The sequence below is a fragment of the Actinotalea caeni genome (assembly GCF_009733795.1).
GTDB lineage: Bacteria > Actinomycetota > Actinomycetes > Actinomycetales > Beutenbergiaceae > Pseudactinotalea > Pseudactinotalea caeni.
This window is the reverse complement of the sequence record NZ_WNXX01000020.1, coordinates 40,982-62,534: the sequence shown is the minus strand read 5'-3', so window position 1 is coordinate 62,534 and position 21,553 is coordinate 40,982. Positions and strand designations below refer to the sequence as shown.

At 71.9% G+C, this 21,553-nt stretch carries 21 protein-coding genes and 1 pseudogene; 9 read left to right on the top strand and 13 right to left on the bottom strand.

Annotated features, from left to right (window positions below; genetic code table 11):
* The 3 genes from GPA02_RS15250 to GPA02_RS19470 form a co-directional block, all read left to right on the top strand.
* Positions 1–665: glycerate kinase (locus GPA02_RS15250; RefSeq protein ID WP_193567877.1), on the top strand; the 665-nt coding region annotated here is incomplete at its 5' end.
* Positions 666–753: 88 nt separating this feature from the next.
* Positions 754–1,107: an iron-sulfur cluster insertion protein ErpA gene (gene erpA / locus GPA02_RS15245; protein WP_156201197.1), complete on the top strand. Its 354-nt coding sequence runs from the start codon at positions 754–756 to the stop codon at positions 1,105–1,107.
* Between the two features lie 47 nt (positions 1,108–1,154).
* On the top strand, positions 1,155–2,105 hold the full coding sequence (locus GPA02_RS19470) for an FKBP-type peptidyl-prolyl cis-trans isomerase (RefSeq protein WP_156201195.1): 951 nt from the start codon (positions 1,155–1,157) through the stop codon (positions 2,103–2,105).
* Positions 2,106–2,120: 15 nt separating this feature from the next.
* Here the strand turns inward: GPA02_RS19470 and GPA02_RS19550 are convergent, their stop codons facing one another.
* From GPA02_RS19550 to GPA02_RS19540, 3 genes and pseudogenes are all read right to left on the bottom strand, one after another.
* Positions 2,121–2,594: a hypothetical protein gene (locus GPA02_RS19550; RefSeq protein ID WP_338027528.1), complete on the bottom strand. Its 474-nt coding sequence runs from the start codon at positions 2,592–2,594 to the stop codon at positions 2,121–2,123.
* Positions 2,575–3,291: pseudogene (locus tag GPA02_RS19545) on the bottom strand (MFS transporter); the annotation flags it as partial. The pseudogene GPA02_RS19545 and the gene GPA02_RS19550, both read right to left, overlap by 20 nt.
* 54 nt (positions 3,292–3,345) lie before the next feature.
* Positions 3,346–3,471: a hypothetical protein gene (locus GPA02_RS19540; protein ID WP_338027527.1), complete on the bottom strand. Its 126-nt coding sequence runs from the start codon at positions 3,469–3,471 to the stop codon at positions 3,346–3,348.
* A 305-nt stretch (positions 3,472–3,776) separates the two neighbouring features.
* On the opposite strand from GPA02_RS19540, the gene ctaC reads away from it, so the two are divergent.
* The 3 genes from ctaC to ctaF are packed head-to-tail and all read left to right on the top strand — an operon-like array spanning position 3,777 to position 6,936.
* A complete protein-coding gene (ctaC, locus tag GPA02_RS15230) occupies positions 3,777–4,739 on the top strand; it encodes an aa3-type cytochrome oxidase subunit II (protein WP_460361460.1) in 963 nt (320 codons plus the stop codon).
* Positions 4,739–6,484, top strand: a complete 1,746-nt coding sequence (ctaD, locus tag GPA02_RS15225) for an aa3-type cytochrome oxidase subunit I (protein WP_156201191.1) — start codon at positions 4,739–4,741, stop codon at positions 6,482–6,484. The genes ctaC and ctaD overlap by 1 nt, the downstream gene beginning before the upstream one ends.
* A complete protein-coding gene (gene ctaF / locus GPA02_RS15220; RefSeq protein ID WP_156201189.1) occupies positions 6,484–6,936 on the top strand; it encodes an aa3-type cytochrome oxidase subunit IV in 453 nt (150 codons plus the stop codon). Before ctaD ends, ctaF begins: the two co-directional genes overlap by 1 nt.
* Before the next feature lie 720 nt (positions 6,937–7,656).
* Here the strand turns inward: ctaF and GPA02_RS15215 are convergent.
* The 5 genes from GPA02_RS15215 to ctaE form a co-directional block, all read right to left on the bottom strand.
* A complete protein-coding gene (locus tag GPA02_RS15215) occupies positions 7,657–8,274 on the bottom strand; it encodes a superoxide dismutase (protein WP_156201185.1) in 618 nt (205 codons plus the stop codon).
* Positions 8,275–8,343: 69 nt separating this feature from the next.
* Positions 8,344–10,056, bottom strand: coding sequence for a cytochrome bc1 complex cytochrome b subunit (gene qcrB / locus GPA02_RS15210; protein WP_156201184.1), 1,713 nt, complete (start codon positions 10,054–10,056; stop codon positions 8,344–8,346).
* Positions 10,053–11,141, bottom strand: a complete 1,089-nt coding sequence (gene qcrA / locus GPA02_RS15205) for a cytochrome bc1 complex Rieske iron-sulfur subunit (RefSeq protein ID WP_324226835.1) — start codon at positions 11,139–11,141, stop codon at positions 10,053–10,055. Before qcrA ends, qcrB begins: the two co-directional genes overlap by 4 nt.
* Positions 11,138–11,917, bottom strand: a complete 780-nt coding sequence (gene qcrC, locus GPA02_RS15200; RefSeq protein ID WP_156201182.1) for a cytochrome bc1 complex diheme cytochrome c subunit — start codon at positions 11,915–11,917, stop codon at positions 11,138–11,140. Before qcrC ends, qcrA begins: the two co-directional genes overlap by 4 nt.
* Positions 11,918–11,975: 58 nt before the next feature.
* Positions 11,976–12,578, bottom strand: coding sequence for an aa3-type cytochrome oxidase subunit III (gene ctaE / locus GPA02_RS15195; protein WP_240134081.1), 603 nt, complete (start codon positions 12,576–12,578; stop codon positions 11,976–11,978).
* A gap of 307 nt (positions 12,579–12,885) precedes the next feature.
* Here ctaE and GPA02_RS15190 point away from each other — a divergent pair, with 307 nt between their 5' ends.
* On the top strand, positions 12,886–13,320 hold the full coding sequence (locus GPA02_RS15190; RefSeq protein ID WP_156201178.1) for a response regulator transcription factor: 435 nt from the start codon (positions 12,886–12,888) through the stop codon (positions 13,318–13,320).
* A gap of 26 nt (positions 13,321–13,346) precedes the next feature.
* Entirely contained in the window at positions 13,347–14,417 is a 1,071-nt protein-coding gene (gene trpD / locus GPA02_RS15185; RefSeq protein WP_240134080.1) for an anthranilate phosphoribosyltransferase, read from the top strand.
* Between the two features lie 71 nt (positions 14,418–14,488).
* Here the strand turns inward: trpD and GPA02_RS15180 are convergent, their stop codons facing one another.
* The 5 genes from GPA02_RS15180 to GPA02_RS15160 all read right to left on the bottom strand — a co-directional run bounded on the left by GPA02_RS15180 (position 14,489) and on the right by GPA02_RS15160 (position 20,135).
* Positions 14,489–15,349 (bottom strand): tyrosine-protein phosphatase, encoded by an 861-nt coding sequence (locus GPA02_RS15180; RefSeq protein ID WP_156201176.1) that lies wholly within the window; start codon positions 15,347–15,349, stop codon positions 14,489–14,491.
* Positions 15,349–15,630 (bottom strand): Lrp/AsnC family transcriptional regulator, encoded by a 282-nt coding sequence (locus tag GPA02_RS15175; RefSeq protein WP_156201174.1) that lies wholly within the window; start codon positions 15,628–15,630, stop codon positions 15,349–15,351. The genes GPA02_RS15180 and GPA02_RS15175 overlap by 1 nt, the downstream gene beginning before the upstream one ends.
* Before the next feature lie 34 nt (positions 15,631–15,664).
* On the bottom strand, positions 15,665–17,539 hold the full coding sequence (locus tag GPA02_RS15170) for a DEDD exonuclease domain-containing protein (RefSeq protein ID WP_156201172.1): 1,875 nt from the start codon (positions 17,537–17,539) through the stop codon (positions 15,665–15,667).
* Positions 17,540–17,700: 161 nt separating this feature from the next.
* The gene (locus GPA02_RS15165; protein WP_156201170.1) at positions 17,701–19,527 is read right to left on the bottom strand and encodes an AMP-dependent synthetase/ligase; all 1,827 of its coding nucleotides are present in this window, start codon (positions 19,525–19,527) and stop codon (positions 17,701–17,703) included.
* A 119-nt stretch (positions 19,528–19,646) separates the two neighbouring features.
* Positions 19,647–20,135, bottom strand: coding sequence for a hypothetical protein (locus GPA02_RS15160; protein WP_156201168.1), 489 nt, complete (start codon positions 20,133–20,135; stop codon positions 19,647–19,649).
* 128 nt (positions 20,136–20,263) lie between these two features.
* Between GPA02_RS15160 and GPA02_RS15155 the strand changes: the two genes are divergently transcribed.
* The gene (locus GPA02_RS15155) at positions 20,264–21,502 is read left to right on the top strand and encodes a pyrophosphate--fructose-6-phosphate 1-phosphotransferase (protein WP_156201166.1); all 1,239 of its coding nucleotides are present in this window, start codon (positions 20,264–20,266) and stop codon (positions 21,500–21,502) included.
* The last annotated feature ends 51 nt before the right edge of the window (positions 21,503–21,553 follow it).

Genomic DNA, 21,553 nt, shown 5'->3' with positions numbered 1-21,553 from the left:
CGGGGACGCCGCCGGGGGAGGCGGCACGCGGCGCGGCCCAGGTGCTGCGGCAGGTCGAGGTCGTGGTCGCCGCCGCGACCGACCGCCCGCTCACCGGGCTGAGCGGCGCGGGCGCCGCGCTCGCCGGGCGCCCCGGGGTCGACGGCGCGCTCGCCCAGCAGGTCGAGCTCGCGCTGAGCGGCGCGGTCGCCGAGGTGGAGGCTGCCGCGCCCCGGCCGGTGTCGCTGCTGGGCCCCGAGACCACGGCCGCGCGACGCGGCGGCCGACGCCCGTACGGCGGCGCCGGCGGCGGGGTGGCGTTCGCGCTCGCGTCGGCCGGTGCGCGCGTGCTCCCCGGGGCGGAGGTCACCGCGGTCGAGACCGCGCTGGCCGAGGCGATCGCCGGCGTCGACCTGGTCGTCACGGCGTGCACGTCCCTCGACGGCGACGCGATCGCGATCGGGGTGCCCGGCGTCGTCGGCCGGCTCGCGCTCGAGCGGCTCGTACCGGTCGTCGCCGTCGCGCCCACCGTGCGCATCGGCAGGCGCGAGACCTCGGGCACCGGCATCGAGGCCGTCTACCCGCTGACCGACCCGCCGGCACCGGGTCGGGCCGGGGTCGCCGTCGACCTCGTCACAGGGCTGTCCCAGCGCGCGGGCCGCGTCGCGCGGACCTGGTCGCGCTGACGTACCCTGGACGTGGAAGAGATCCGTCGCTGCGGGTGTTGGCGACGACGAAGGGTCGCCGTGACCCGCGCGCAGGAGGAGACCTCACATGACCGAGACGCAGGCCCCCGAGGCCACACACGACGTCGCCCTGACCGACGAGGCTGCCGCCAAGGTGAAGGCGCTGCTCGAGCAGGAGGGTCGTGACGACCTGCGGCTGCGCCTGGGCGTGCAGCCCGGCGGCTGCTCCGGCCTCATCTACCAGCTGGTCTTCGACGACCGCGTGCTCGACGGCGACGCCGTGCGCGACTTCGACGGCGTCGAGCTCGTCGTCGACAAGATGAGCGTGCCCTACCTCGCGGGCGCCACGATCGACTACTCCGACACGATCTCCGCGCAGGGCTTCACGATCGACAACCCCAACGCCGCCGGCTCCTGCGCCTGCGGGGACTCGTTCCACTGAGCGCCGCCCGCACCCGCCGGGGCGTCACCGCCTCGGCGGCTCTCGTCATGCTGCTCGCGCTCGCCGCGTGCGGGAGCGAGGACGCCGGGTCGGCCGACCCGACGACCGAGCCCACCGCCGCGGCCGAGGACACCACGGACCGGGCCGGAGCCTGCGAGCCCGCGGGTGACGCGCTCCCCGAGGCCGACGGCGACTTCGGCGACGCCCCGACCTTTACCTGGCCCGACGGCTGCGCCCCCGAGGGGTTGCAGGTCGAGGTGCTCAGCGAGGGCGACGGCACCGAGGTCGGCCTCGGCGCGGCGGTCGTCGCGAACTACGCGGGCTACGTGTGGGGGTCCGACACCCCGTTCGACAGCTCCTACGAGCGTGGCAACCCGTCGCTGTTCTCGCTCAACCAGGTCGTCCAGGGCTGGTCGACCGGCATCCCGGGCGCCACGGTCGGCTCGCGACTGCTGCTGTCGATCCCGCCCGACCTCGGCTACGGCGAGGCGGGCAACGAGGGCGCCGGCATCGCCGGCACCGACACGATCGTGTTCGTCGTCGACGTCGTCGACACCTTCAACGCCGACATGGCCGGTGAGGCCGACGCGGCCGCCGTCGCCGACGACGCCCTCCCCGTGACGGTGGAGGGCGAGCTCGGCGAAGCCGCCGGCCTGACGGTGCCCTCCGACGCCGAGTCGCCGACCGAGCCCGCGGCGTACCGCGTGGCGGACGGCACCGGTGACCCGGTCGCGATGGGGCAGTTCGTCGCGGTCGCCTACACGGTGACCTACTGGGACGGCAGCTCGAACGAGACCTCCTGGTCGCCCGGCTACGGCGAGCCCGCGGACGCCGAGCCCGGCCCGGCCTCCGGGCCGCTGGTCGCGATGCTCGGGCAGGGCACGATCTTCGACCTGCTCGACGGCGTGCCCGTCGGGTCCCGGGTCGTGCTCGTGGCCCCCGGCTCCGACGGCGAGCCCGCCCTCGCGGTCGTGGCCGACGTCCTCGGCGCGGTCTGACCGCGGTCTGACACGTCACGGCCCGCGCACGCCCCTCGGGCGGCGCGGGCCGTCGTCGTCTATGGCGGTCGCTCGGCCCTGCTCGAGGGGCTCGGCCTCGGGCTCGGTCGGGGTGTCGGTGGTGCTCGCGTCGCGCCGTCCGAGCGGGATCGTCGTGAGCAGACCCACGACCAGGGCCACGACGCCCAGCCACGCCGCGACCGAGACGCCCTGCGTGAGGGCCTCGCGCGCAGCCTCGGCGATCGCGGCGGTCGCGGGGTTCTCGGCCAGCTCGGAGATGAGTGCGCCCGCCGAGCCCGACACGCCGTCGACCAGGCCGGCGACCGAGGGGTCGGCGGCGATCTCCTCGCTCAGCCGCGACTCGGTGCCCGAGCGCAGCGTCGTGAACAGCGCGGTGCAGGATCGCGATGCCCAGCGCCGAGCCGACCTGGCGCGCCGTCGACTGCGTCGAGGAGCCCTGACCGGACCGGTCGACGGGCACGTCGACAAGGATGAGCTGGGTCAGCTGGGCGGTGGCGAACCCGACGCCCATGCCGTAGACGAACAGTGGGCCGGCGGTGGTCCACGCGGTCGAGTCGGGTCGCACCAGCAGCGCCAGGGCCGCGAGCGAGGCGATCTCCAGCACGATGCCGAGCCGGACCATCTGCAGGGCCGTCAGCCGCCGCGACAGCGAGTGCACCGACCCGCTCGCCACGAACGAGCCGACCGCGAGGGGCAGCAGCGCGAGCCCCGCCTGCAGCGCGTCCATCCCCAGCGCGTACTGGAACCACAGCGGCAGCGACAGGATGAGCCCGAACTCGCCCAGCGAGACCGTGAGCGCGGCGACGTTGCCGTTGCTGAAGGTCGGGATCCGGAACAGCGACAGGTCGAGCAGCACCGACCGACCCGCGTTGCCGCGGGACCGCTCCCACAGCACGAAGCACAGGAGCACCAGCGCAGCAGCGGCGAACATCAGCGGGGTGGTGGACCGCCACCGACTCGGCGCCCACACTGCGAAGGCGATGCCGCGCTCGGCACCAGCAGCCCGAACCGGGCGGCGGAGACCGCTGAGCCTCGGCGACCGCAGCGTCATCGGGAGGGTCGTCGGCAGGATCATCGAGCCGCCGATCCCCTGCACGAACCGCGCGGCGATCAGCCAGGCACCGGTCGGGGCGAGCGCGCACAGGATGCTCGACGCGACGAACACGGCCAGCCCGATGACGAGCAGCTTGCGTCGGCCGATCCGGTCGCTCGTGGTGCCTCACACCAATAGCAGCGCGGCGAACACCAGTGTGTAGACCTCCTGGACCCACTGCACCTGCGTGGTGCTGAGGTCGAGAGAGGTGATGATGCTGGGCATCGCGACGGACACGATGGTCGCGTCCATGATGATGAGTGCGACACCCAGGGAGATGGCTGCGAGGCCCAGCCAGCGAAGCCGGTGGTACCGATCGGTCGACGTGGTCACCAATGACCCGCGTACGCCTGTTGCGCGACGCTGTGTCGAGAAAGCTGCGGGCCGATCCGTGTGGGCCTGAGCACATCCCGCGACCGGTGCGGCGGGCTGCGGCGGGGCGCCCGCGGCGCGGCCCGTCACGGAGGGCGCGACGCGCCCCGCTGGAGGCCCACGATGTCCCGATCGGGCCTGCTCTCGCGCTAGTGTGGGCAGCACGACCGCCCTGCCCGCGGAAGGTGCAGACAGGTCGCCCGGAGTCGTCAGAAACACTGTCGGAAGGCCAGCGCCAAGTGTCATCGCCCCCGCGTTCTTCAGGCCGGCGGATCCGCCTCGGCGTCGCGTCTGTGGTCGCCCTCGCCGCTGTGGCGGCGATCTCCTCGTGCTCACCGGCGGTCGAGCGCGGCTGGATGCCCGGTGGTCCCGGCACGACCGACCACACCGACGGCGTCGTGCAGCTGTGGACCGGCTCGTGGATCGCGGCGCTGCTGGTCGGCGTGCTCGTCTGGGGCCTGCTGATCTGGTGCGTCGTCGCCTACCGCAAGCGCAAGGACGACCACCAGCTGCCGGTGCAGCTGCGCTACCACCTGCCGCTGGAGCTGCTCTACACGTTCGTGCCGGTGCTCATGGTCGGCGTGCTGTTCTTCTACACGGTGCGTACGCAGGACGCGATCACCTCGATCGACGAGGACGCGACCGACGTCAGCATCCAGGTGTACGGCCGCCAGTGGAGCTGGGACTTCAACTACCTCGACTACGACGTCTGGGACACCGGGCAGCCGGCGGACCTCAACAACATCTCGACCGGCCAGGCGGGCCTCGACGAGTACGCCGCCCAGGACGAGGTGCCGACGCTCTACCTGCCGGTCGGCCAGACCGTGACGTTCACGCTGAACTCCCGCGACGTCATCCACTCGTTCTGGATCCCGGAGTTCCTCTACAAGATGGACACCACCCCGGGCCGGACGAACACCTTCCAGGTGACGCCGCAGGTCGAGGGTGACTACTACGGCCGGTGCGCCGAGCTGTGCGGCGAGTACCACGCCTACATGCTGTTCAACGTCAAGGTCGTGCCGCAGGAGGAGTTCGAGCAGCACATGGCCGATCTCGCCGCCGCGGGCCAGACGGGCCAGCTCGGCCCCGAGCTCGACCGCGACGTCGCACCGGAGGCGCCGGACTTCGGCGGGGAAGAGGAGCACTGATGGCCACCGAGACACTCGAGTACTCGGCCGCCGGTGGCGACGAGGCCGTCCCCGGCCTCGTCGGCAAGCGCGCGACGCTCGGGCGCACCGTCGTCAAGTGGGTGACGTCGACCGACCACAAGACGATCGGGTACCTGTACCTGATCACGTCGTTCGTGTTCTTCGGCATCGGTGGCCTGCTGGCGCTGGCGATCCGCGCCGAGCTGTTCGACCCGGCGATCCAGATCGTCCGCAGCGCCGAGCAGTACAACCAGTTCTTCACGATGCACGGCACGATCATGCTGCTGCTGTTCGCGACGCCGCTGTTCGTCGGGTTCGGCAACGTCATCGTGCCCTTGCAGATCGGTGCGCCCGACGTGGCGTTCCCGCGCATGAACATGTTCGCCTACTGGCTGTTCCTGTTCGGCGGCATCATCGCGTGCGCGGGCTTCCTCACCCCGAAGGGCGCGGCGAGCTTCGGCTGGACGGCGTACTTCCCGCTGGCGGACGCCACCTACAGCCCCGGCCTCGGCGGCAACCTGTGGGTGATGGGCCTGGCGATGACCGGTTTCGGCACGATCTTCGGGTCGGTCAACTTCATCACGACGATCGTGTGCATGCGCGCCCCGGGCATGACGATGTTCCGGATGCCGATCTTCACCTGGAACGTGCTGATCACCTCGGTCCTCGCGCTGGTGGCGTTCCCGGTGCTCGCCTCCGCGCTGTTCGCGATGGCGTCCGACCGCATCCTCGACACGCAGATCCTCGCGCCCGAGAACGGCGGCGCCATGCTGTGGCAGCACCTGTTCTGGTTCTTCGGGCACCCCGAGGTCTACATCATCGCGCTGCCGTTCTTCGGCATCATCAGCGAGGTCATCCCGGTCTTCTCGCGCAAGCCGATCTTCGGCTACAAGGGCCTGGTGTTCGCGACGATCGCGATCGCCGGTCTGTCGGTGACGGTGTGGGCGCACCACATGTACGCGACCGGCGCTGTGCTGCTGCCGTTCTTCGCCGTCATGACGATGCTGATCTCGGTGCCGACCGGTGTGAAGTTCTTCAACTGGATCGGCACGATGTGGCGAGGGAAGGTGACGTTCGAGAGCCCGATGCTGTGGTCGATCGGGTTCCTCGCGACCTTCCTCTTCGGTGGTCTGACCGGCATCATCCTCGCGAGCCCGCCGCTGGACTTCCACGTGCACGACAGCTACTTCGTGGTGGCGCACTTCCACTACGTGGTGTTCGGCACCGTGGTGTTCGCGATGTTCGCCGGCTTCTACTACTGGTGGCCGAAGTTCACCGGCCGCATGCTCGACGACAAGCTGGGCAAGGTCCACTTCTGGCTGCTGTTCTTCGGCTTCCACGGCACGTTCCTCGTGCAGCACTGGCTGGGCGTCATGGGCATGCAGCGGCGGATCCCGGTGTACCTGCCGGAGCCCGACTTCGTGATCCTCAACCAGATCTCGACGATCTCGTCGTTCGTGCTGGCCGCCTCGACGCTGCCGTTCCTGTGGAACGTCTACAAGACGTGGCGCCACGGTGCGCTGGTCAAGCTCGACGACCCGTGGGGCTTCGGCAACTCCCTGGAGTGGGCGACCTCCTCGCCGCCGCCGCGCCACAACTTCGACCGGCTGCCGCGCATCCGCTCCGAGCGTCCCGCGTTCGACCTGCACCACCCGGAGGTCGCTGCGCTCGACGGCGAGGAGCCCGAGAACACGACGATCGGTGTCGCCGTCGGCGCCCGTGACGAGAAGACGAGCGAGGGCTGATGTCGAACCACGGCACGCGCAAGCCGACGAAGCCGCTCTTCACCGAGTGGTTCTTCCTCATCCTGCTGGGGGCGTTCTTCGCCCTCGCGGCCGCGGGCTACGCCTTCTGGACGTGGCTGGAGTACGAGGCCGTCGAGCCCATCGGGACCGTGGCGCTCACGCTCCTGGTCGGCCTCTTCGCCCTCTCGGGCGGCTACCTGCTCAAGCTGAGCCGCGAGATCGAGACGCGTCCTGAGGACGACCCGTACGCCGAGCAGCACGAGGCGGCGGGGGAGTACGGTCACTTCGCCCCGTGGAGCTGGTGGCCGCTGGTCTGCGGCCTCGCGGTGGCCCTGATCTTCCTCGGCCCGGCGCTGCACGCCTGGTGGCTGCTGGGCATCGGCGCCGCCCTGGGCGTCATCGGCGTCGCCGGCCACGTGCTGGAGTTCAACCGCCGCCAGCACGCTCACTGAGCCCGAACGACCCGGCCCGGCAGCCGCGCACCGCGCGGCTCCCGGGCCGTCGTCGTTCCCGGAGCAGGAGGCCCGCTCGCGGTCCGGGGGCGGTCAGAGCCGCGGTGTGCAGAGGCGCTGCGGGCATCGCAGCGCGGTACGGCACGCCCCCAGGGGCCCGCAGGGGCCAGGAGCGCCGTCGATGCCTTCTGGGAGGCCTGGGAACCCGTGAGACACCCCCGCGCGGCTCGCAGCACGTCGCGAACGAGGTGACCTCCGAGGCCCGACGACGTGGTTCCGGCGGGATCGCACGTCCCGCACCCGTGCCGTTTCACCGCACTGTGGAACAGCCGACGCTTTCACCGCACTGTGGAACACGCCGCACTTTCACCGGACTGTGGAACACGACCCAGCCAGACCGCCTCTGAGCGCGGCAGGACGTGCGGTGAGACCCTGGTGAGTCGAGGCGTGCTCGGAGGACCGGGAGCGTGATGACACCAGGCGGGGTGGTGCAAAGTGCGGTGAAAGTGCGGGGTGTTGCAAAGTGCGGTGAAACCGGAGGACGGGTACACCGCACCTTCTGCCGGTTCCGCCGGACGGCGTCGCTCCGCCTGTGCCGTCGCTCGGAGCTGTCGGTGGAGGCGTGCGGGAGGGGGGGGGGAGGGACCACGGCCGGGGACGAACGACGAAGGCCCCTCACCGGCTGCGGTGAGGGGCCCTGGTCGGCTGGTCGACGTCAGGTCAGATCAGACCCTGGGTCTGGGTGCGGGCGCGCTCGAGGCGGGCCGCGACGTCCTGCCAGTTGGCGATGTTCCAGAACGCCTTGACGTAGTCCGCCTTGACGTTGAGGTAGTCGAGGTAGAAGGCGTGCTCCCACATGTCGAGCATCAGGACCGGGGTGATGCCCACCGGCACGTTGCCCTGCTGGTCGTAGAGCTGGAAGAGGTTGAGACGCTGCCCCACGCTGTCCCAGCCGAGCACCGACCAGCCCGACCCCTGGATCGACGTGGCGTTGGCGGTGAACTGGGCCTGGAACTTCGCGAAGTCGCCGAAGAACTCCGCGATCGCCGCAGCCAGCTCGCCCTCCGGCTCGCCGCCACCGTCGGGGGAGAGGTTGTTCCAGAAGACCGTGTGGTTGGTGTGGCCGCCGAGGTTGAACGCCAGGTTCTTCTCGAGGAGGTTGATCGCGGCGTTGTCGCCGGACTCACGGGCCGCCTCGAGCTTCTCCAGCGCGGTGTTGGCGCCGTCCACGTAGGTCTTGTGGTGCTTGTCGTGGTGCAGCTCCATGATCTTGCCGCTGATGTGCGGCTCCAGCGCTGCGTAGTCGTAGGGCAGGTCGGGCAGGGTGTACTGCGGCATACGTTCCTCCACGTCAGGCCGGCGGGCCGGCGTCTCCGGCACGCCTCTCGATCACCCTAACCGGGTGGGTCAGTGCGATGTTCCGCGGGTGCCCGCGAGCTCGGCAGCCGACGATCCCTCCGGGGCCGCGGGCAGCTCGTCGTGCTCGCCGTGGCTCTGCGCGGCGGCCAGCTCGGCGGGCGTGACCGGCTCGACACGGTCCTCGAAGAAGAACCGCGACAGCCGCGTCCGGATGCCGTCCGCGCGGCCGCCGGGGCGGCGGACGCCACGGGCGTCCTCCCGCGGCGGCAGCTCCAGCGGCCGGTACACGTGATGGCCGACGCGCACCCAGCGCTCGTACTCGTCGAGCGGCTTGTGGACCTCGTAGAAGCGACCGTCGGCGGTACGGCGCACGATGCCGGTCTCGTGGCCGTGCAGCACGACCTCGCGGTCCTTGCGCTGCAGGGACAGGCAGACCCGCTTGGTCACGATGAACACGACGACCGGGAGCACGAAGATCAGCACCCGCAGCACGAGCGTGATCGCGTTGAGCGAAAGCCCGAAGTGGGTCGCCACCAGGTCGTTGGCGCCCGTCACCAGGAGCACGAAGAACACGCTCAGGAAGGCCGTGCCCAGGGCCGTGCGGGTCGCGGCGTTGCGCGGCCGGTCGAGCACGTGGTGCTCGCCGACGTCCTTGGTGATCGCGTTCTCGACGAACGGGTACGCCCCGAGGAACGTGAACAGCAGACCCGGCACCACGACGGCGGGGATCAGCACGTTGAGCGAGAGCGTCCAGCCGAGGATGACGAACTCCGTCTGGCCCGGCATGAGGCGCAACGAGCCCTCGAGGAACAGCATGTACCAGTCCGGCTGGGCGCCCGCGGAGACCAGTGCGGGGTCGAACGGCCCGTAGTTCCACACCGAGTTGATGCTCATCGTCGCGCCCATCAGGGCGAGCACGCCGAACACGATGAAGAAGAAGCCGCCCGCCTTCGCGGTGTAGACCGGCAGCAGCGGGTACCCGACGACGTTCTTGTCGGTGCGCCCCGGCCCTGGGTACTGGGTGTGCTTCTGCCAGAACACCAGGAACAGGTGCAGCGCCAGCAGCGCGAGGATCAGACCGGGGATCAGCAGGATGTGCAGCGTGAACATCCGCGGGATGACCTCGGTGCCCGGGAACTCGCCGCCGAAGACCATGTACGACATGTAGGCGCCGATGATCGGGATCGACCGGACCACGCCGTCGGTGATGCGCAGACCGTTGCCGGAGAGCACGTCGTCCGGGAGCGAGTAACCGGTCAGACCCGCGAGCAGGCTGAGCACCAGCATCGTGAAGCCGACGACCCAGTTGAGCTCACGCGGCTTGCGGAACGCACCCGTGAAGAAGACGCGCAGCATGTGCACGACCATCGAGCCCACGAACATCAGCGCGGCCCAGTGGTGGATCTGCCGCATCAGCAGCCCGCCGCGCACGTGGAACGACAGGTTGAGCGTGGAGGCGAACGCCTCCGACATCTCCACGCCCTGCATCGTCACCGGCAGCGCGTTCTCGGGGTAGTGCACCTCGGCCATCGACGGCACGAAGAACATCGTGAGGAAGATCCCGGACAGGATCAGCACGATGAAGCTGTACAGCGCGATCTCGCCGAGCAGGAACGACCAGTGGTCGGGGAACAGCTTGCGGGCGAGGCCGCGGATCGCGAACCCCAGACCGACCCGCCGGTCCAGGTAGTCGACCGTGGCGGCGACCGGGGCCGGCACCGCCTGCTCGGTGGTCGCTGCGGAGGTTGTCGTGGAAGTCATCGCTCACGCTGCCAATAGCTCGGACCGACCGGCTCGTCGAAGTCGGCGGCTGCGTACAGGTAACCCTCCGGGTCCACCTTGATCGGGAGCTGGGGGAGCGCCCGCTTCGCAGGACCGAACACGACCTTCGCGGCGTCGGTGATGTCGAAGGTGGACTGGTGGCAAGGGCACAGCACGTGGTGCGTCTGCTGCTCGTACAGAGCGACCGGGCAGCCCACGTGGGTGCAGATCTTGGAGTAGGCGACGATCCCGTCGTAGGACCAGTCCGCTCGCTCCGGCGCCTCCTTGAGGATGCTGGGGTCCACGCGGACCAGCAGCACGACGGCCTTGGCCTTCTCCTCGAGGTAGTGCTCCTCCTCGGGCAGACCGTGCGGGATGACGTGCACGATGTTGCCGTTCGTGACGTCCGCCGCGCGGATCTTGGTGTCCTGCGGGTCCCGCGCGAGGTAGCGGTAGGTGCCCTCGAAGAAGCGCTCCGGGTCGCCGGAGCCGTCCTCCCTGGGCGCCCACGCGGTGCGCTTGAACTTCGAGATGTCCCAGTCGGCGCCCAGGTTGCCGATCAGCGGCACCAGGAACGGCAGCGGCGCGAGCGCGAGCGCACCGGCGATCGCGCCCTTGAGGACCGGGCGGCGGGCGATGTTGGCCTCGTCCGCGCCCTGCCGCAGGATCTCCAGCGACTGCTGGTGCGCCGCGGGACCGGCGGACATCGGGTGCCGGTCCTCGATCTTCTCGCCGTCGTCCATGAGCGCGCGCGCCCACTGCACGGCCGCGACGCCGATGCCGAGCATGCCGATGCCCAGGCCCAGGCCGACGACGAGCGTCGACCAGCGCACGTTGAGCACCGAGGCGCGGTCGATGTCGACCGGGAACACCGCGTAGCCGACGACGCCGGCGATGCTGGCGAGGATCGAGATCGTGAAGATGAGCGCGATCTGCCGCTCCGAGCGCTTGGCGCGCTTCGGGTCGGAGTCGGCCAGGCGGTGCCGGTGCGGCTCCAGGCCGGGGTTCTCGAAACGCTCCGGGAGCCCGGCGCTGCCGCCGAGCTCGCGGTGCTCGCCCGAGTGCGAAGACTTCTCGATGCTCACGAAGACCTCGATCCGATCCAGACGGCGCAGCCGATCAGCGCGCCCAGTCCCACCACGAACACCCAGACGCCCTCGGACACCGGGCCGAGCGAGCCGAGCGACAGGCCGCCGGGGTTGGTGCCGCGCTGCTCCATGAGGAACGCGATGATGTCGCGCTTCTCGTCGGGGGTGAGGGTGGCGTCGTTGAAGCCGGGCATCGACTGCGGCCCGGTCAGCATCGCCTCGTAGATGATCGTCGGGGACGAGTTCATGAGGGAGGGCGCGTACTTGCCCTCGGTCAGCGCGCCACCGGCGCCGACGGCGTTGTGGCACATCGCGCAGTTGACGCGGAACAGCAGCATGCCGTTGGGGGCGCTGCCCAGAGCCGGGTCGACCTGCTCCTCCGTCGGGATCGACGGGCCCGGGCCGAGCGTGGCGATGTAGGCGGCCATGTCGAGCGCCTCGTCCTCGCTGAACTGCGGCGGCTTGGCCTCGGCCTGCGGACCGCTCGCCTGCATGGGCATGCGGCCGGTCGTCACCTGGAAGTGGACGGCCGCCGGACCGACGCCGACCAACGACGGCGCCAGGTCGGTGCCGACCGCACCCGGACCGTGACAGGTCGCGCAGTTGGCGATGAACAGCGCCTCGCCCTTGCCGGCGTCGGCGTTGTCGAGGGCGTCGGCCTGCGCGGAGCTGGGTGCCAGGGCGGTGTACGCGCCGCCGACGACCAGCAGCGCGAACGCCAGCAGCAGCATCGGCGCGAACCGGTGCCGCCTGCTCCGGGCCAGTGCGCTCACGTGGGGGGTTCCTCTCGAAGTCCGGTTCCGGGTCTGACGGCGTGGTCTGCTCATCGCGTCACCTGAGGAAGTAGATGACGCCGAACAGCAGGATCCAGACGGCGTCGACGAAGTGCCAGTAGAAGGACACGACGACGGCGTGCGTCGCCTCGCGGTGCCCGAAGCGGTGCGTCGAGAACGACCGGGCGAGCACGAACAGGAAGGCGATGAGACCGCCGAGCACGTGCAGGCCGTGGAAGCCGGTCGCGAGGTAGAACACCGAGCCGTAGGTCGAATTCTGGAAGGTCAGCCCCTCGTGAGCGAGCTCGGCGTACTCGAAGATCTGGCCGGCGACGAAGATCGCCCCCAGCACGTACGTGAGCGCGAACCACTCCTGCATGCCCCAGCCGCGCAGGTGCAGCAGCGAGCCGGTGCGGCTGGGCTGGAAGCGCTCGGCCGCCCACACTCCCATCTGGCACGTCACCGAGGACGAGACGAGGATGAGGGTGTTGACGAGCGAGAACGGGATGTTCAGCAGCCCCGAGCTCTCCGACCACACCTCGGGCCCGGCGACGGACCGGTGGGTGAAGTAGATCGCGAAGAGCCCCGCGAAGAACATCAGCTCGCTGGACAACCAGACGATGACGCCCACCTTGGTCAGGTCGGGGCGGTGCACCGTCACATGCGGACGCAGCGCTGTAGAGGTCGACGACACCCCGCCATTATGGCCGGTCCGAGACCCGCGCGGGTCACCTGGCGCGACTCGGCTGTGGCGCGTCGCACTGATCGCGCGACGAGGTGACGCAACCCCCGAGAGCGTCACGTCGTTGAGGGTTCCGGCGGGCCGTCGGGCCGCCTTCGACCCCGTCGTCGGCACGCGTGCGGTCGCGTGGCCGCGAGGGGTCGAGCGGGTGCCGCGGCGCACTAGCATGAGGACGACGCCACGCGCGGACGGGGCGTCCCACGACCGAACGGCAACGAGGGATCAGATGGCTGCAGCACAGGACGTCGTCGAGGCGGGTTCGACCGAGGCGGCGGCGCGCCGCGCCACCGTCCTGCTCTACAGCGACGACCGGGCGACCCGTGCGGAGATCCGCACGCTCGTCGGGCGCCGCGCCTCGATCGACACGCCGCTCATCGAGTGGGTCGAGGTCGCGACCGACGCGATGGTGCTGGAGCTGGTCAAGAAGAACCGCTTCGACCTGCTGATCCTCGACGGCGAGACGGCCAAGGTCGGCGGGATCGGGCTGTGCCGCACGCTCAAGACCTCGGTCTACGAGTGCCCGCCGGTGATGGTGCTGATCGCCCGCCAGCAGGACGCGTGGCTGGCCTCGTGGTCGGAGGCGGACGCGGTCGTCGCCGCGCCCTTCGACCCGATCGACCTGCAGGAGACCGTGGCGGCCCAGCTCCGCGGCGAGAGCTGACCCGACCCGAGGGGACCGACAGCGCCGTGACCTCGACAGACCCGCACGCCCCCGTCTGGCCGGACCTGCTGGCACGCCTGACCGCGCGCGAGGACCTCACTCGCGAGGACACCGCCTGGGCGATGGACCAGGTGATGTCGGGCGGGACGAGCCCCGCCGTCCTCGCCGGCTTCCTCATGGCGCTGGCCACCAAGGGCGAGACCGTCTCGGAGCTGCGCGGACTCGCGGACGCGATGCTCGAGCACGCGGTGCCGATCCAGGTGCCCGGCAACACCGTCGACGTCGTCGGCACCGGCGGCGACCGGCACCGCACCGTCAACATCTCGACGATGGCGGCGATCGTCGTCGCCGGCTGCGGGCTCACGGTCGTCAAGCACGGCAACCGTGCCGCGTCGTCGGCCAGCGGCTCCGCCGACGTCCTCGAGGCCGTCGGCGTGCGGCTCGACCTGCCGCCCGAGCGGTCGGCGGAGCTCGCGCACGAGGTCGGGATCGCCTTCCTGTTCGCCGCCCGCTACCACCCGGCGATGCGTCACGCCGGCCCGGTCCGCTCCGAGCTCAAGGTCCCGACGGCGTTCAACGTCCTCGGCCCGCTGACGAACCCTGCCCGGCCGCGCGCGGGCGCGATCGGCGTCGGCAACCTCCGCATGGCGCCGCTCGTCGCGGGTGTCTTCGCCGACCGTGACCGCAGCACGCTGGTGTTCCGCAACTCCGACGGTCTCGACGAGCTCGCGCCGACCGCGCCGGGGCGTGTCTGGGAGGTCACCGACGCCAGCGGCGGCAGCGTCGTCGAGCACCGCCTCGACGCCGTCGCCGACCTGGGTCTGGCCCCCGCGCGCCTGGAGGACCTGCGCGGCGGCGACCCGCAGGCGAACGCAGTCGTGCTGCGGGAGGTGCTCGACGGCGCGCAGGGCGCGATCCGCGAGACCGTGCTGCTCAACGCGGCGGCCGCGCTCGTCGCCGACGGCACCCACGCCGGGGTGGCCTCGGGAACGCTCACCGAGCGGCTGCGCGCCGGCCTGCGGCACGCCGCCCACGCGATCGACTCCGGCGCCGCCGCCGACGTGCTGCGCCGCTGGGTGGAGGCCTCCAGGTCCTGACGCCCCGGGGGTACCCGGTGGCCGGGGTGCCGACCCGTGCGCACAGAACCGTGCGCACGGAGCCTGAGGGGTCAGCCGCGCAGCCGTGCCCGCAGTCGCTCGGTGTCCGCGTCGGTCCACCCGTAGCGCGCGAGCAGTGCCCGCAGCCGCGACTGGTCGCCGCCCGGCTGCACGTGCTCGATGAAGGACGCCATCGTCTCCGGGTGCGTCATGTGCCACGACGCGGGCTGCCCGCCGAGCACGGCCGCGTACGTGGGTGTGCTGACCAGCCGGTCGAGGATCTGCTCGACCCGCTCGGACGACGCGGCGTAGTCCGCCACCACGGCTGCCGGCTCGGCGCCCGCGAGCAGCAGCGCGAGGGCGACCAGCGTGCCGGTGCGGTCCTTGCCGGCCGCGCAGTGGACGAGGACGGCGCCCTCGGCCTCGGCGACCACGCGCAGACCCGCGACGACCGAGTCCGGCCGGTCGCTCAGGTACGACAGGTAGTGCGCGGTGGCCGGGTTGTCGTGCTCGGTCGACGGCTGCAGACCGACCCACGGCAGCGCCTCGGCCGGCACCTGCGCCGCGGCGGGGTCGGGCTCGGTCGGCGCCGGCTCGGGTCCGGGTCCGGGGGCCGACGTCTCGGGCACGCCGTCGCGGTCGAGGTCGCGCTCGTCGAAGAACGAGTGGTGGTGGATGCGCACCCACGGCTCGCGCGTGAGCGGTCCCGGTCCGGTGGCGGCGACCTCGGTGTCGCTGCGCAGGTCGACGACGTCGGTGAGGCCGCGCTCGCGCAGCGCGGCGACGTCGCGCGGCGTGAGGTCCTGCAGGTTGTCCGAGCGCAGCAGGGCACCGCGGCGGATCGCGCCGCCGTCGGTCGTCGGGATGCCGCCGACATCGCGCATGTTGACGACGCCGTCGAGGTCGATCCAGGTCGTCGCCGTGCTCGTCATCAGTCGCCCAGGCCGAGCGCGAAGGCTGCCTCGAGGTCGTGCTGGGAGTAGGACTGGAAGGCCAGGTAGGTGCGGGTGCGCACGACGCCCTGCACCTTCGAGAGTCGGTCGGAGATGACCCCGGCTAGCTGCTCGTGCTCGGGCACGCGGACCATCGCGACGAGGTCGACGTCGCCGGTCACCGAGTACACCTCGCTCACGCCGTCGATCTCGGCCGCCTCCTGGGCGACCTCGGGGATGCGCGACGCCTCGGCGTCGATGAGCACGATCGCGGTGATCACAGGTGTCTCCTCCTGGTACCTCGGTGTCCTCCCATCATGCCGTCTCCCTCGCGTCGTCGCGCGGCGGGACGCCCGCGTCGACGTCCTCGCCGTCCGGCTCGTCGGCGCCGGCGCGCGGGCCGAGCGCCTCGCGCTCCTGCCGGCGCACCGTGACCCAGCCGCGCAGGTCGACCGGCGCGGCCGCCACCGGTACGGCCCAGCCGTCGGCTTCGGGGTGGTCGAACGCGATCAGGCGCGTCCCCTCGCGCCCCAGCCAGCCCGCGAGCAGCTCGGTCTCCTCCACGCTGGCCGCGCCGCCGTCGCGCTCGGGCGCCGCGACCGCCTCACCGGTCGCCCGCAGCTCGGCCACGACCGCCATCGGGTCGACGCCGCGCGGGCTGACGGCGGTGCCCGCCAGCCGCCCGTGCCGCACGAGCACGATCTCCCAGCCGCCGTCGGCCGCGCGGGCGGCGACGACCTCCGACGCGCGCTGCAGCGCCGCGAGCCGCAGGCCGCGGCCCAGCGCCCGGCCGAAGGTCTCGGCGCGGTCGCGCCGCGCCGCCGCCTCCTCGAACCGCTCGAGCGCGGCCAGCCGCTCGATCTCGTGCGCCGCCGCGGTCACGACCTCGTCGGTCGCGCCGGTGAGCGCGGCCCGCACGCGTGCGGCGACCTCGTGGTAGCGCTGCGCGGCCGCGGGGTCCACGCACGGCGCCGAGCAGCGGCCGATCTGCCCGAGCACGCAGTCGGCCGCACCCGGTCGTGGCACGAGCGGGAGCCGCCGCGTGCACTGCCGCACCGGCACCGCCTGCTGGACGGCCTCGACCGCCAGCTGCGCGGCTGCGTGGCTGCCGAACGGGCCGAGCGCGACGGCACCCGCAGGCACCTCCCGCACGATCGACAGCCGAGGGTGCGGCTCGTCGGTCAGCCGCACCCACGGCAGCCGCTCGGGCCGCCGCGAGCGTCGGTTGTAGGGCGGGTCGTGCTCAGCGATCAGGCGCAGCTCGCGCACCTGCGCCTCGAGCCGCGTGCTGCACCCGATGCCGCGCACCTCGACCGCGAGGTCGACCATCTCGCCGATGCGCCGCCGCTTCTCGGAGGCGGTGAAGTACTGCCGCACCCGCCGCCGCAGGTCGGTCGCGGTGCCCACGTAGAGGATCTCCCCGCGGGGCCCGACGAACTGGTACACGCCCGGGCAGCGGGGGAGGTGGTCGGCGAGCGTGGCGCGCCGCCGTCGCGCGGGCGGCACCGGGTCGGAGGCGGTCGCGAGGTCCTCGAGGTGGGAGACCCCGAGCGAGGCCATCCGGCCGAGCAGCCCGTGCAGCACGTCGACGGTGGCGCGGGCGTCCTGCAGCGCGCGGTGGTTCGGGGTCGTCGCGGAGCCGAACAGCGCGGCCAGGCTCGACAGCCGGTGGTTCGGCGCCTCGTCGCGCGTGACGACGCGGCGGGCGAGCCGCACGGTGTCGACGACGGCGGGGCGCGGCCACGCCAGCTCCATGCGCGCGGCGTTGGCCTTGAGGAACCCGATGTCGAAGCCGGCGTTGTGCGCGACGAGCACGCAGCCGCGCGCGAACTCCAGGAACGCCGGCAGCACCTCGGTGATCCGGGGCGCCTGCAGCACCATCGCGGTCGTGATGCCGGTGAGCACGGTGATCGCCGGCGGCACCGGGACGCCCGGGTTGACGAGCGTCGCGAACTCGCCCAGCACCTCGCCGCCGCGCACCTTCACGGCGCCGATCTCGGTGATCTCGCTGGTCGCCGGGGAGCCGCCCGTCGTCTCGAGGTCGACGACGACGAACGTCACCTCGTGCAGCGGGACGCCCAGCTCGTCGAGAGCCAGCTGCACCGGCCGCGCGCCCGGCCCGGCGGTGTCGGGCTCGTCGCCGAGCCGGAGCCGGGCACCGGGTCGGGCCGGGTGCAGGTCAACGCGCATCGCTGCCGGACGTTAGTACGGATGTCCGACAGCGCGGCGGACCGCCGCGGCGAGCCGCAGGGTCGACCCGACCGGGCCGTCCGGGCAGACGCCGGCAGGCCCGGCCGATCTCGGTCGGCCCGGCCGACGTCAGCCGATCTCAGCCGGCCCGGTCGTGGTGCTCAGACGGCGGGGCTCTCCGCGTTGCGGTCGGCCGCGGCGCGGGAGTACAGCTCCTCGACCGTGGCGGCGTAGTCGGCCAGCACCTTCGAGCGCTTCACCTTGAGCGAGGGCGTCAGGTAGTCGTTGTCGATCGTGAAGTCGTCGGTGAGCACCTCGAACTTCCGGATCGACTCCGCGCGCGAGAACTTCTTGTTGGTGCGGTCGACCGCGCGCTGCAGCGCCGCGAGCACCTCGGGGTGCTTCGCGGCCTCCTCGACACCCATCTCGGGCAGGCCGTGGTTCGACAGCCACGCAGGCAGCATCTCGGCGTCGAGCGTGATGAGCGCCGCGACGAACGGCCGCTGGTCGCCGACGACGACGCACTGGCTGATAAGCGGGTGCGAGCGCAGCCGGTCCTCGAGCTGCGACGGCACCACGTTCTTGCCGCCCGCCGTGACGATGAGCTCCTTCTTGCGGCCGGTGATGCGCAGGTAGCCCTCGTCGTCGAGCTCGCCGATGTCACCGGTGTGGAACCACCCGTCGACGATCGCGGCCGCGGTGGCCTCGGCGTTGCCGCGGTAGGCCGCGAACACGCCGACGCCCTGGGCGAGGATCTCGCCGTCGGCGTCGATCTTGAGCGAGGTGCCGGGCAGCGGCGGGCCCACCGTGCCGATCTTCGACTTGGCGGGCACGTTGACCGTCAGCGGCGCGGTCGTCTCGGTGAGGCCGTAGCCCTCGAGCACGGTGAGACCAACGCCTCGGAAGAAGTGGCCGAGCCGCTCGCCGAGCGGCGCGCCGCCGGAGATGGCGAACGTTGCCTGGCCGCCGAGTGCGTCGCGGATCTTGTGCAGCACGAGCTTGTCGGCGAGCCGGTGCTGCAGCCGCAGCCCGAGCGACGGGCCGCCCTGGTCGAGCGAGCGCGAGTACTCGATCGCGGCGCGTGCGGCCCAGTGGAAGATCTTGACCTTGCCGCCCGCGGCCGCCTTGGCCTCGGAGGAGTTGTAGACCTTCTCGAACACGCGCGGCACCGACAGGATGAACGTCGGCCGGAAGGTGGCGATGTCCGCCATCAGCGTCTTCGTGTCGGGCGTGTGGCCCTGCGGGACGCCCGCCGCGATGCACAGCACCTCGACGAACCGCGCGAACACGTGCGCGAGCGGCATGAACAGCAGGGTGCGCGAGGTCTCGTGCAGGATCTCGCTGCCGAGCGCGCCGATCGCGTTGCGGGTGAGCTCGACGAAGTTGCCGTGCGTCAGCTCGGCACCCTTCGGGTTCCCGGTCGTGCCCGAGGTGTAGATGATCGTCGCGAGGTCGCCCAGCCGGACGGCGTCGCGGCGCTGCCGCACCTCGTCGTCGCTGACGTCGACGCCGGCGGCGGCGAGCTGCTCGAGCGCGCCGTCCTCGATCTGCCACACGTGCGCGACGTCCGGAGCCTTCTTGCGGGCCTTGGTGATCACCTCGATGTGACCGGCGTTCTCGCCGACGATCGCGACCGCGCCGGAGTCGGAGAGGATCCACGCGGTCTGCGACGGCGAGGAGGTCTCGTAGACCGGCACGGTGACCGCACCGGCGTACCAGATGCCGAAGTCGAGGAAGGTCCACTCGGCGCGGGTGCGCGCCATGATCGCGACCCGGTCGCCGGGCCCGACGCCGGAGGCGATGAGCCCCTTCGCGATCGCGGTCGCGGTCGCGTGCATCTCGGCGGCCGTGACCGGGCGCCAGCTGCCGTCGACGAGGCGCTCGACCAGGACCCGGTCGGGGGTGCGGTTGGCGTGGTCGGCGAGCAGGTCGCCGATGGACATCTCGTCGGGCGTGCTGACGAGAGGCGGGGTGGCGAAGGACTCCATGGCTGGCTCCGGTGACAGTCGGCAGGGTGCGAGACAGACTATCCGTGATCGGGCGGGGCTCGGGCACGCCCGGGCGCCCGCGCGCCGGGAGCGGGGGAGCCCGCGCTGCCGCGCGAGGGTCAGACGACGGCGCCGTCGTCGTCGCCGTCGCGGTGGCGCGGCAGCCGCCAGACGACGACGCCCCAGCCCGCGAGCGTCGCCACGAGCGTCGCCCACCAGGCGGCGCTGGGCGCGGACGGCCACAGCAGCACCAGCAGCAGGAAGACCAGCGGGCCGCCGGCGGCGCCGAGCCACGCGAGCACCATGACCGGCTCGGCTGAGCCGAGCGGCTCCGGCTCGGGCGGCTCGAAGCCCTCGTCGGGCTCCTCGGCGAGGCTGTAGTCGCGCGGCCCGCCGAGGCCGTCGCCCGGGCCCGCTCGCTCCTCGTCGGGCGCGGTGAGGCCGGCGCTGCCGACGTCGCCGGGGGAGGGCGCCTCGTCGCTCGGCACCTCGATGCCGACGGCGTCCGCCAGCCCCGCCGTGAGCTCGGCGAAACGGCGGTCGACCTCTTCGTCGGTGGGCTCCTGACCCGCCGACCCCTCCCGCGGTTCGTCCGGCTGCCGCGACATGGCCTCACACTAACCGCGTCGGAGGACACCGGCGCGCGATGCGGCCACCGCGACCCCCTAGGTTGGGACCTGGAGCCGGCCCCCGGCCGGCGGTACCTGCACCCGAGAACGAGAAGAGAGCAGCACCGATGTCCGAGGCATCCCCGATCCGCAAGGTCGCCCTCCTCACCGCGGGAGGCTTCGCGCCCTGCCTGTCCGCCGCCGTCGGCAAGCTGGTGAAGCGGTACTCCGAGGTCGTGCCGGACGCCGAGATCATCGCCTACCAGTACGGCTACCACGGCCTGCTGACCGGCACCTCGACCGTCATCGGGCCCGAGGCGCGCGCCGCCGTCGAGGTGCTCGACCGGTTCGGCGGCAGCCCGATCGGCAACAGCCGCGTCAAGCTGACCAACGCCAAGAACCTGGTCGAGCGCGGTCTCGTCGCCGAGGGCCAGGACCCGCTCCAGGTGGCGGCCGAGCAGCTGCGCGCCGACGGCGTCGACGTGCTCCACACGATCGGCGGCGACGACACCAACACGACCGCCGCCGATCTCGCGGCCTACCTCGAGGACAACGGCTACCACCTCACCGTCGTCGGCCTGCCGAAGACGATCGACAACGACATCGTGCCGATCCGGCAGTCGCTCGGTGCGATGACCGCCGCCGAGCAGGCGTCGAGGTTCGCGCAGAACATCATCGGCGAGCACCGCTCCAACCCGCGCATGCTCATCGTCCACGAGGTCATGGGCCGCCACTGCGGCTGGCTGACCGCCGCCGCGGCGCGCGACTACCGCGCCTGGCTGGACACCCAGGAGTGGAACCCCGCGTTCGGGCTCTCCCGCGAGCGGTGGGACGTGCACGCGGTGTTCCTGCCCGAGCTGCACATCGACATGCAGGCCGAGGCGCAGCGGCTGCGCGGCATCATGGACGAGATCGGCAACGTCAACATCTTCCTGTCGGAGGGTGCCGGCGTGCCGGAGATCATCGCCGAGCTGGAGGCCGCCGGCGAGGAGGTGCAGCGGGACCCGTTCGGGCACGTCAAGCTCGACACGATCAACCCGGGCGCCTGGTTCGCCAAGCAGTTCGCCTCGCTGATCGGCGCCGAGAAGACGATGGTGCAGAAGAGCGGCTACTTCTCCCGCTCCGCCCGCGCCAACGACGCCGACCTCGCGCTGATCCAGGAGATGGTCGACCTCGCGGTCGAGACCGCGCGGGAGGGCCGCTCCGGCGTCATCGGCCACGACGAGGAGCGCGGCGACGAGCTGCGCGCGGTCGAGTTCCCGCGCATCGGCGGCGGGAAGGCCTTCGACGTCGACGTGCCGTGGTTCGGCGAGCTGCTCGCCGACATCGGCCAGCCGCTCGTGCGCGCCGAGGGCGGCCAGCACTGACGGTCGCGGGACCGCGCTCCGGGTCCAGCGTGCGGGCAGGGTCCGGAGCGG

Excerpts from the sequence above, each read along its gene's own strand:
- GPA02_RS19470 (WP_156201195.1), top strand. The coding sequence starts at position 1,155 with ATGCTGCTCGCGCTCGCCGCGTGCGGGAGCGAGGACGCCGGGTCGGCC.
- GPA02_RS15170 (WP_156201172.1), bottom strand. The coding sequence starts at position 17,539 with ATGCGCGTTGACCTGCACCCGGCCCGACCCGGTGCCCGGCTCCGGCTC.
- GPA02_RS15215 (WP_156201185.1), bottom strand. The coding sequence starts at position 8,274 with ATGCCGCAGTACACCCTGCCCGACCTGCCCTACGACTACGCAGCGCTG.
- GPA02_RS15155 (WP_156201166.1), top strand. The coding sequence starts at position 20,264 with ATGTCCGAGGCATCCCCGATCCGCAAGGTCGCCCTCCTCACCGCGGGA.
- ctaD (WP_156201191.1), top strand. The coding sequence starts at position 4,739 with ATGGCCACCGAGACACTCGAGTACTCGGCCGCCGGTGGCGACGAGGCC.
- erpA (WP_156201197.1), top strand. The coding sequence starts at position 754 with ATGACCGAGACGCAGGCCCCCGAGGCCACACACGACGTCGCCCTGACC.
- GPA02_RS15165 (WP_156201170.1), bottom strand. The coding sequence starts at position 19,527 with ATGGAGTCCTTCGCCACCCCGCCTCTCGTCAGCACGCCCGACGAGATG.
- GPA02_RS19540 (WP_338027527.1), bottom strand. The coding sequence starts at position 3,471 with ATGGACGCGACCATCGTGTCCGTCGCGATGCCCAGCATCATCACCTCT.
- ctaF (WP_156201189.1), top strand. The coding sequence starts at position 6,484 with ATGTCGAACCACGGCACGCGCAAGCCGACGAAGCCGCTCTTCACCGAG.
- GPA02_RS15190 (WP_156201178.1), top strand. The coding sequence starts at position 12,886 with ATGGCTGCAGCACAGGACGTCGTCGAGGCGGGTTCGACCGAGGCGGCG.
- GPA02_RS15180 (WP_156201176.1), bottom strand. The coding sequence starts at position 15,349 with ATGACGAGCACGGCGACGACCTGGATCGACCTCGACGGCGTCGTCAAC.
- GPA02_RS15160 (WP_156201168.1), bottom strand. The coding sequence starts at position 20,135 with ATGTCGCGGCAGCCGGACGAACCGCGGGAGGGGTCGGCGGGTCAGGAG.
- qcrB (WP_156201184.1), bottom strand. The coding sequence starts at position 10,056 with ATGACTTCCACGACAACCTCCGCAGCGACCACCGAGCAGGCGGTGCCG.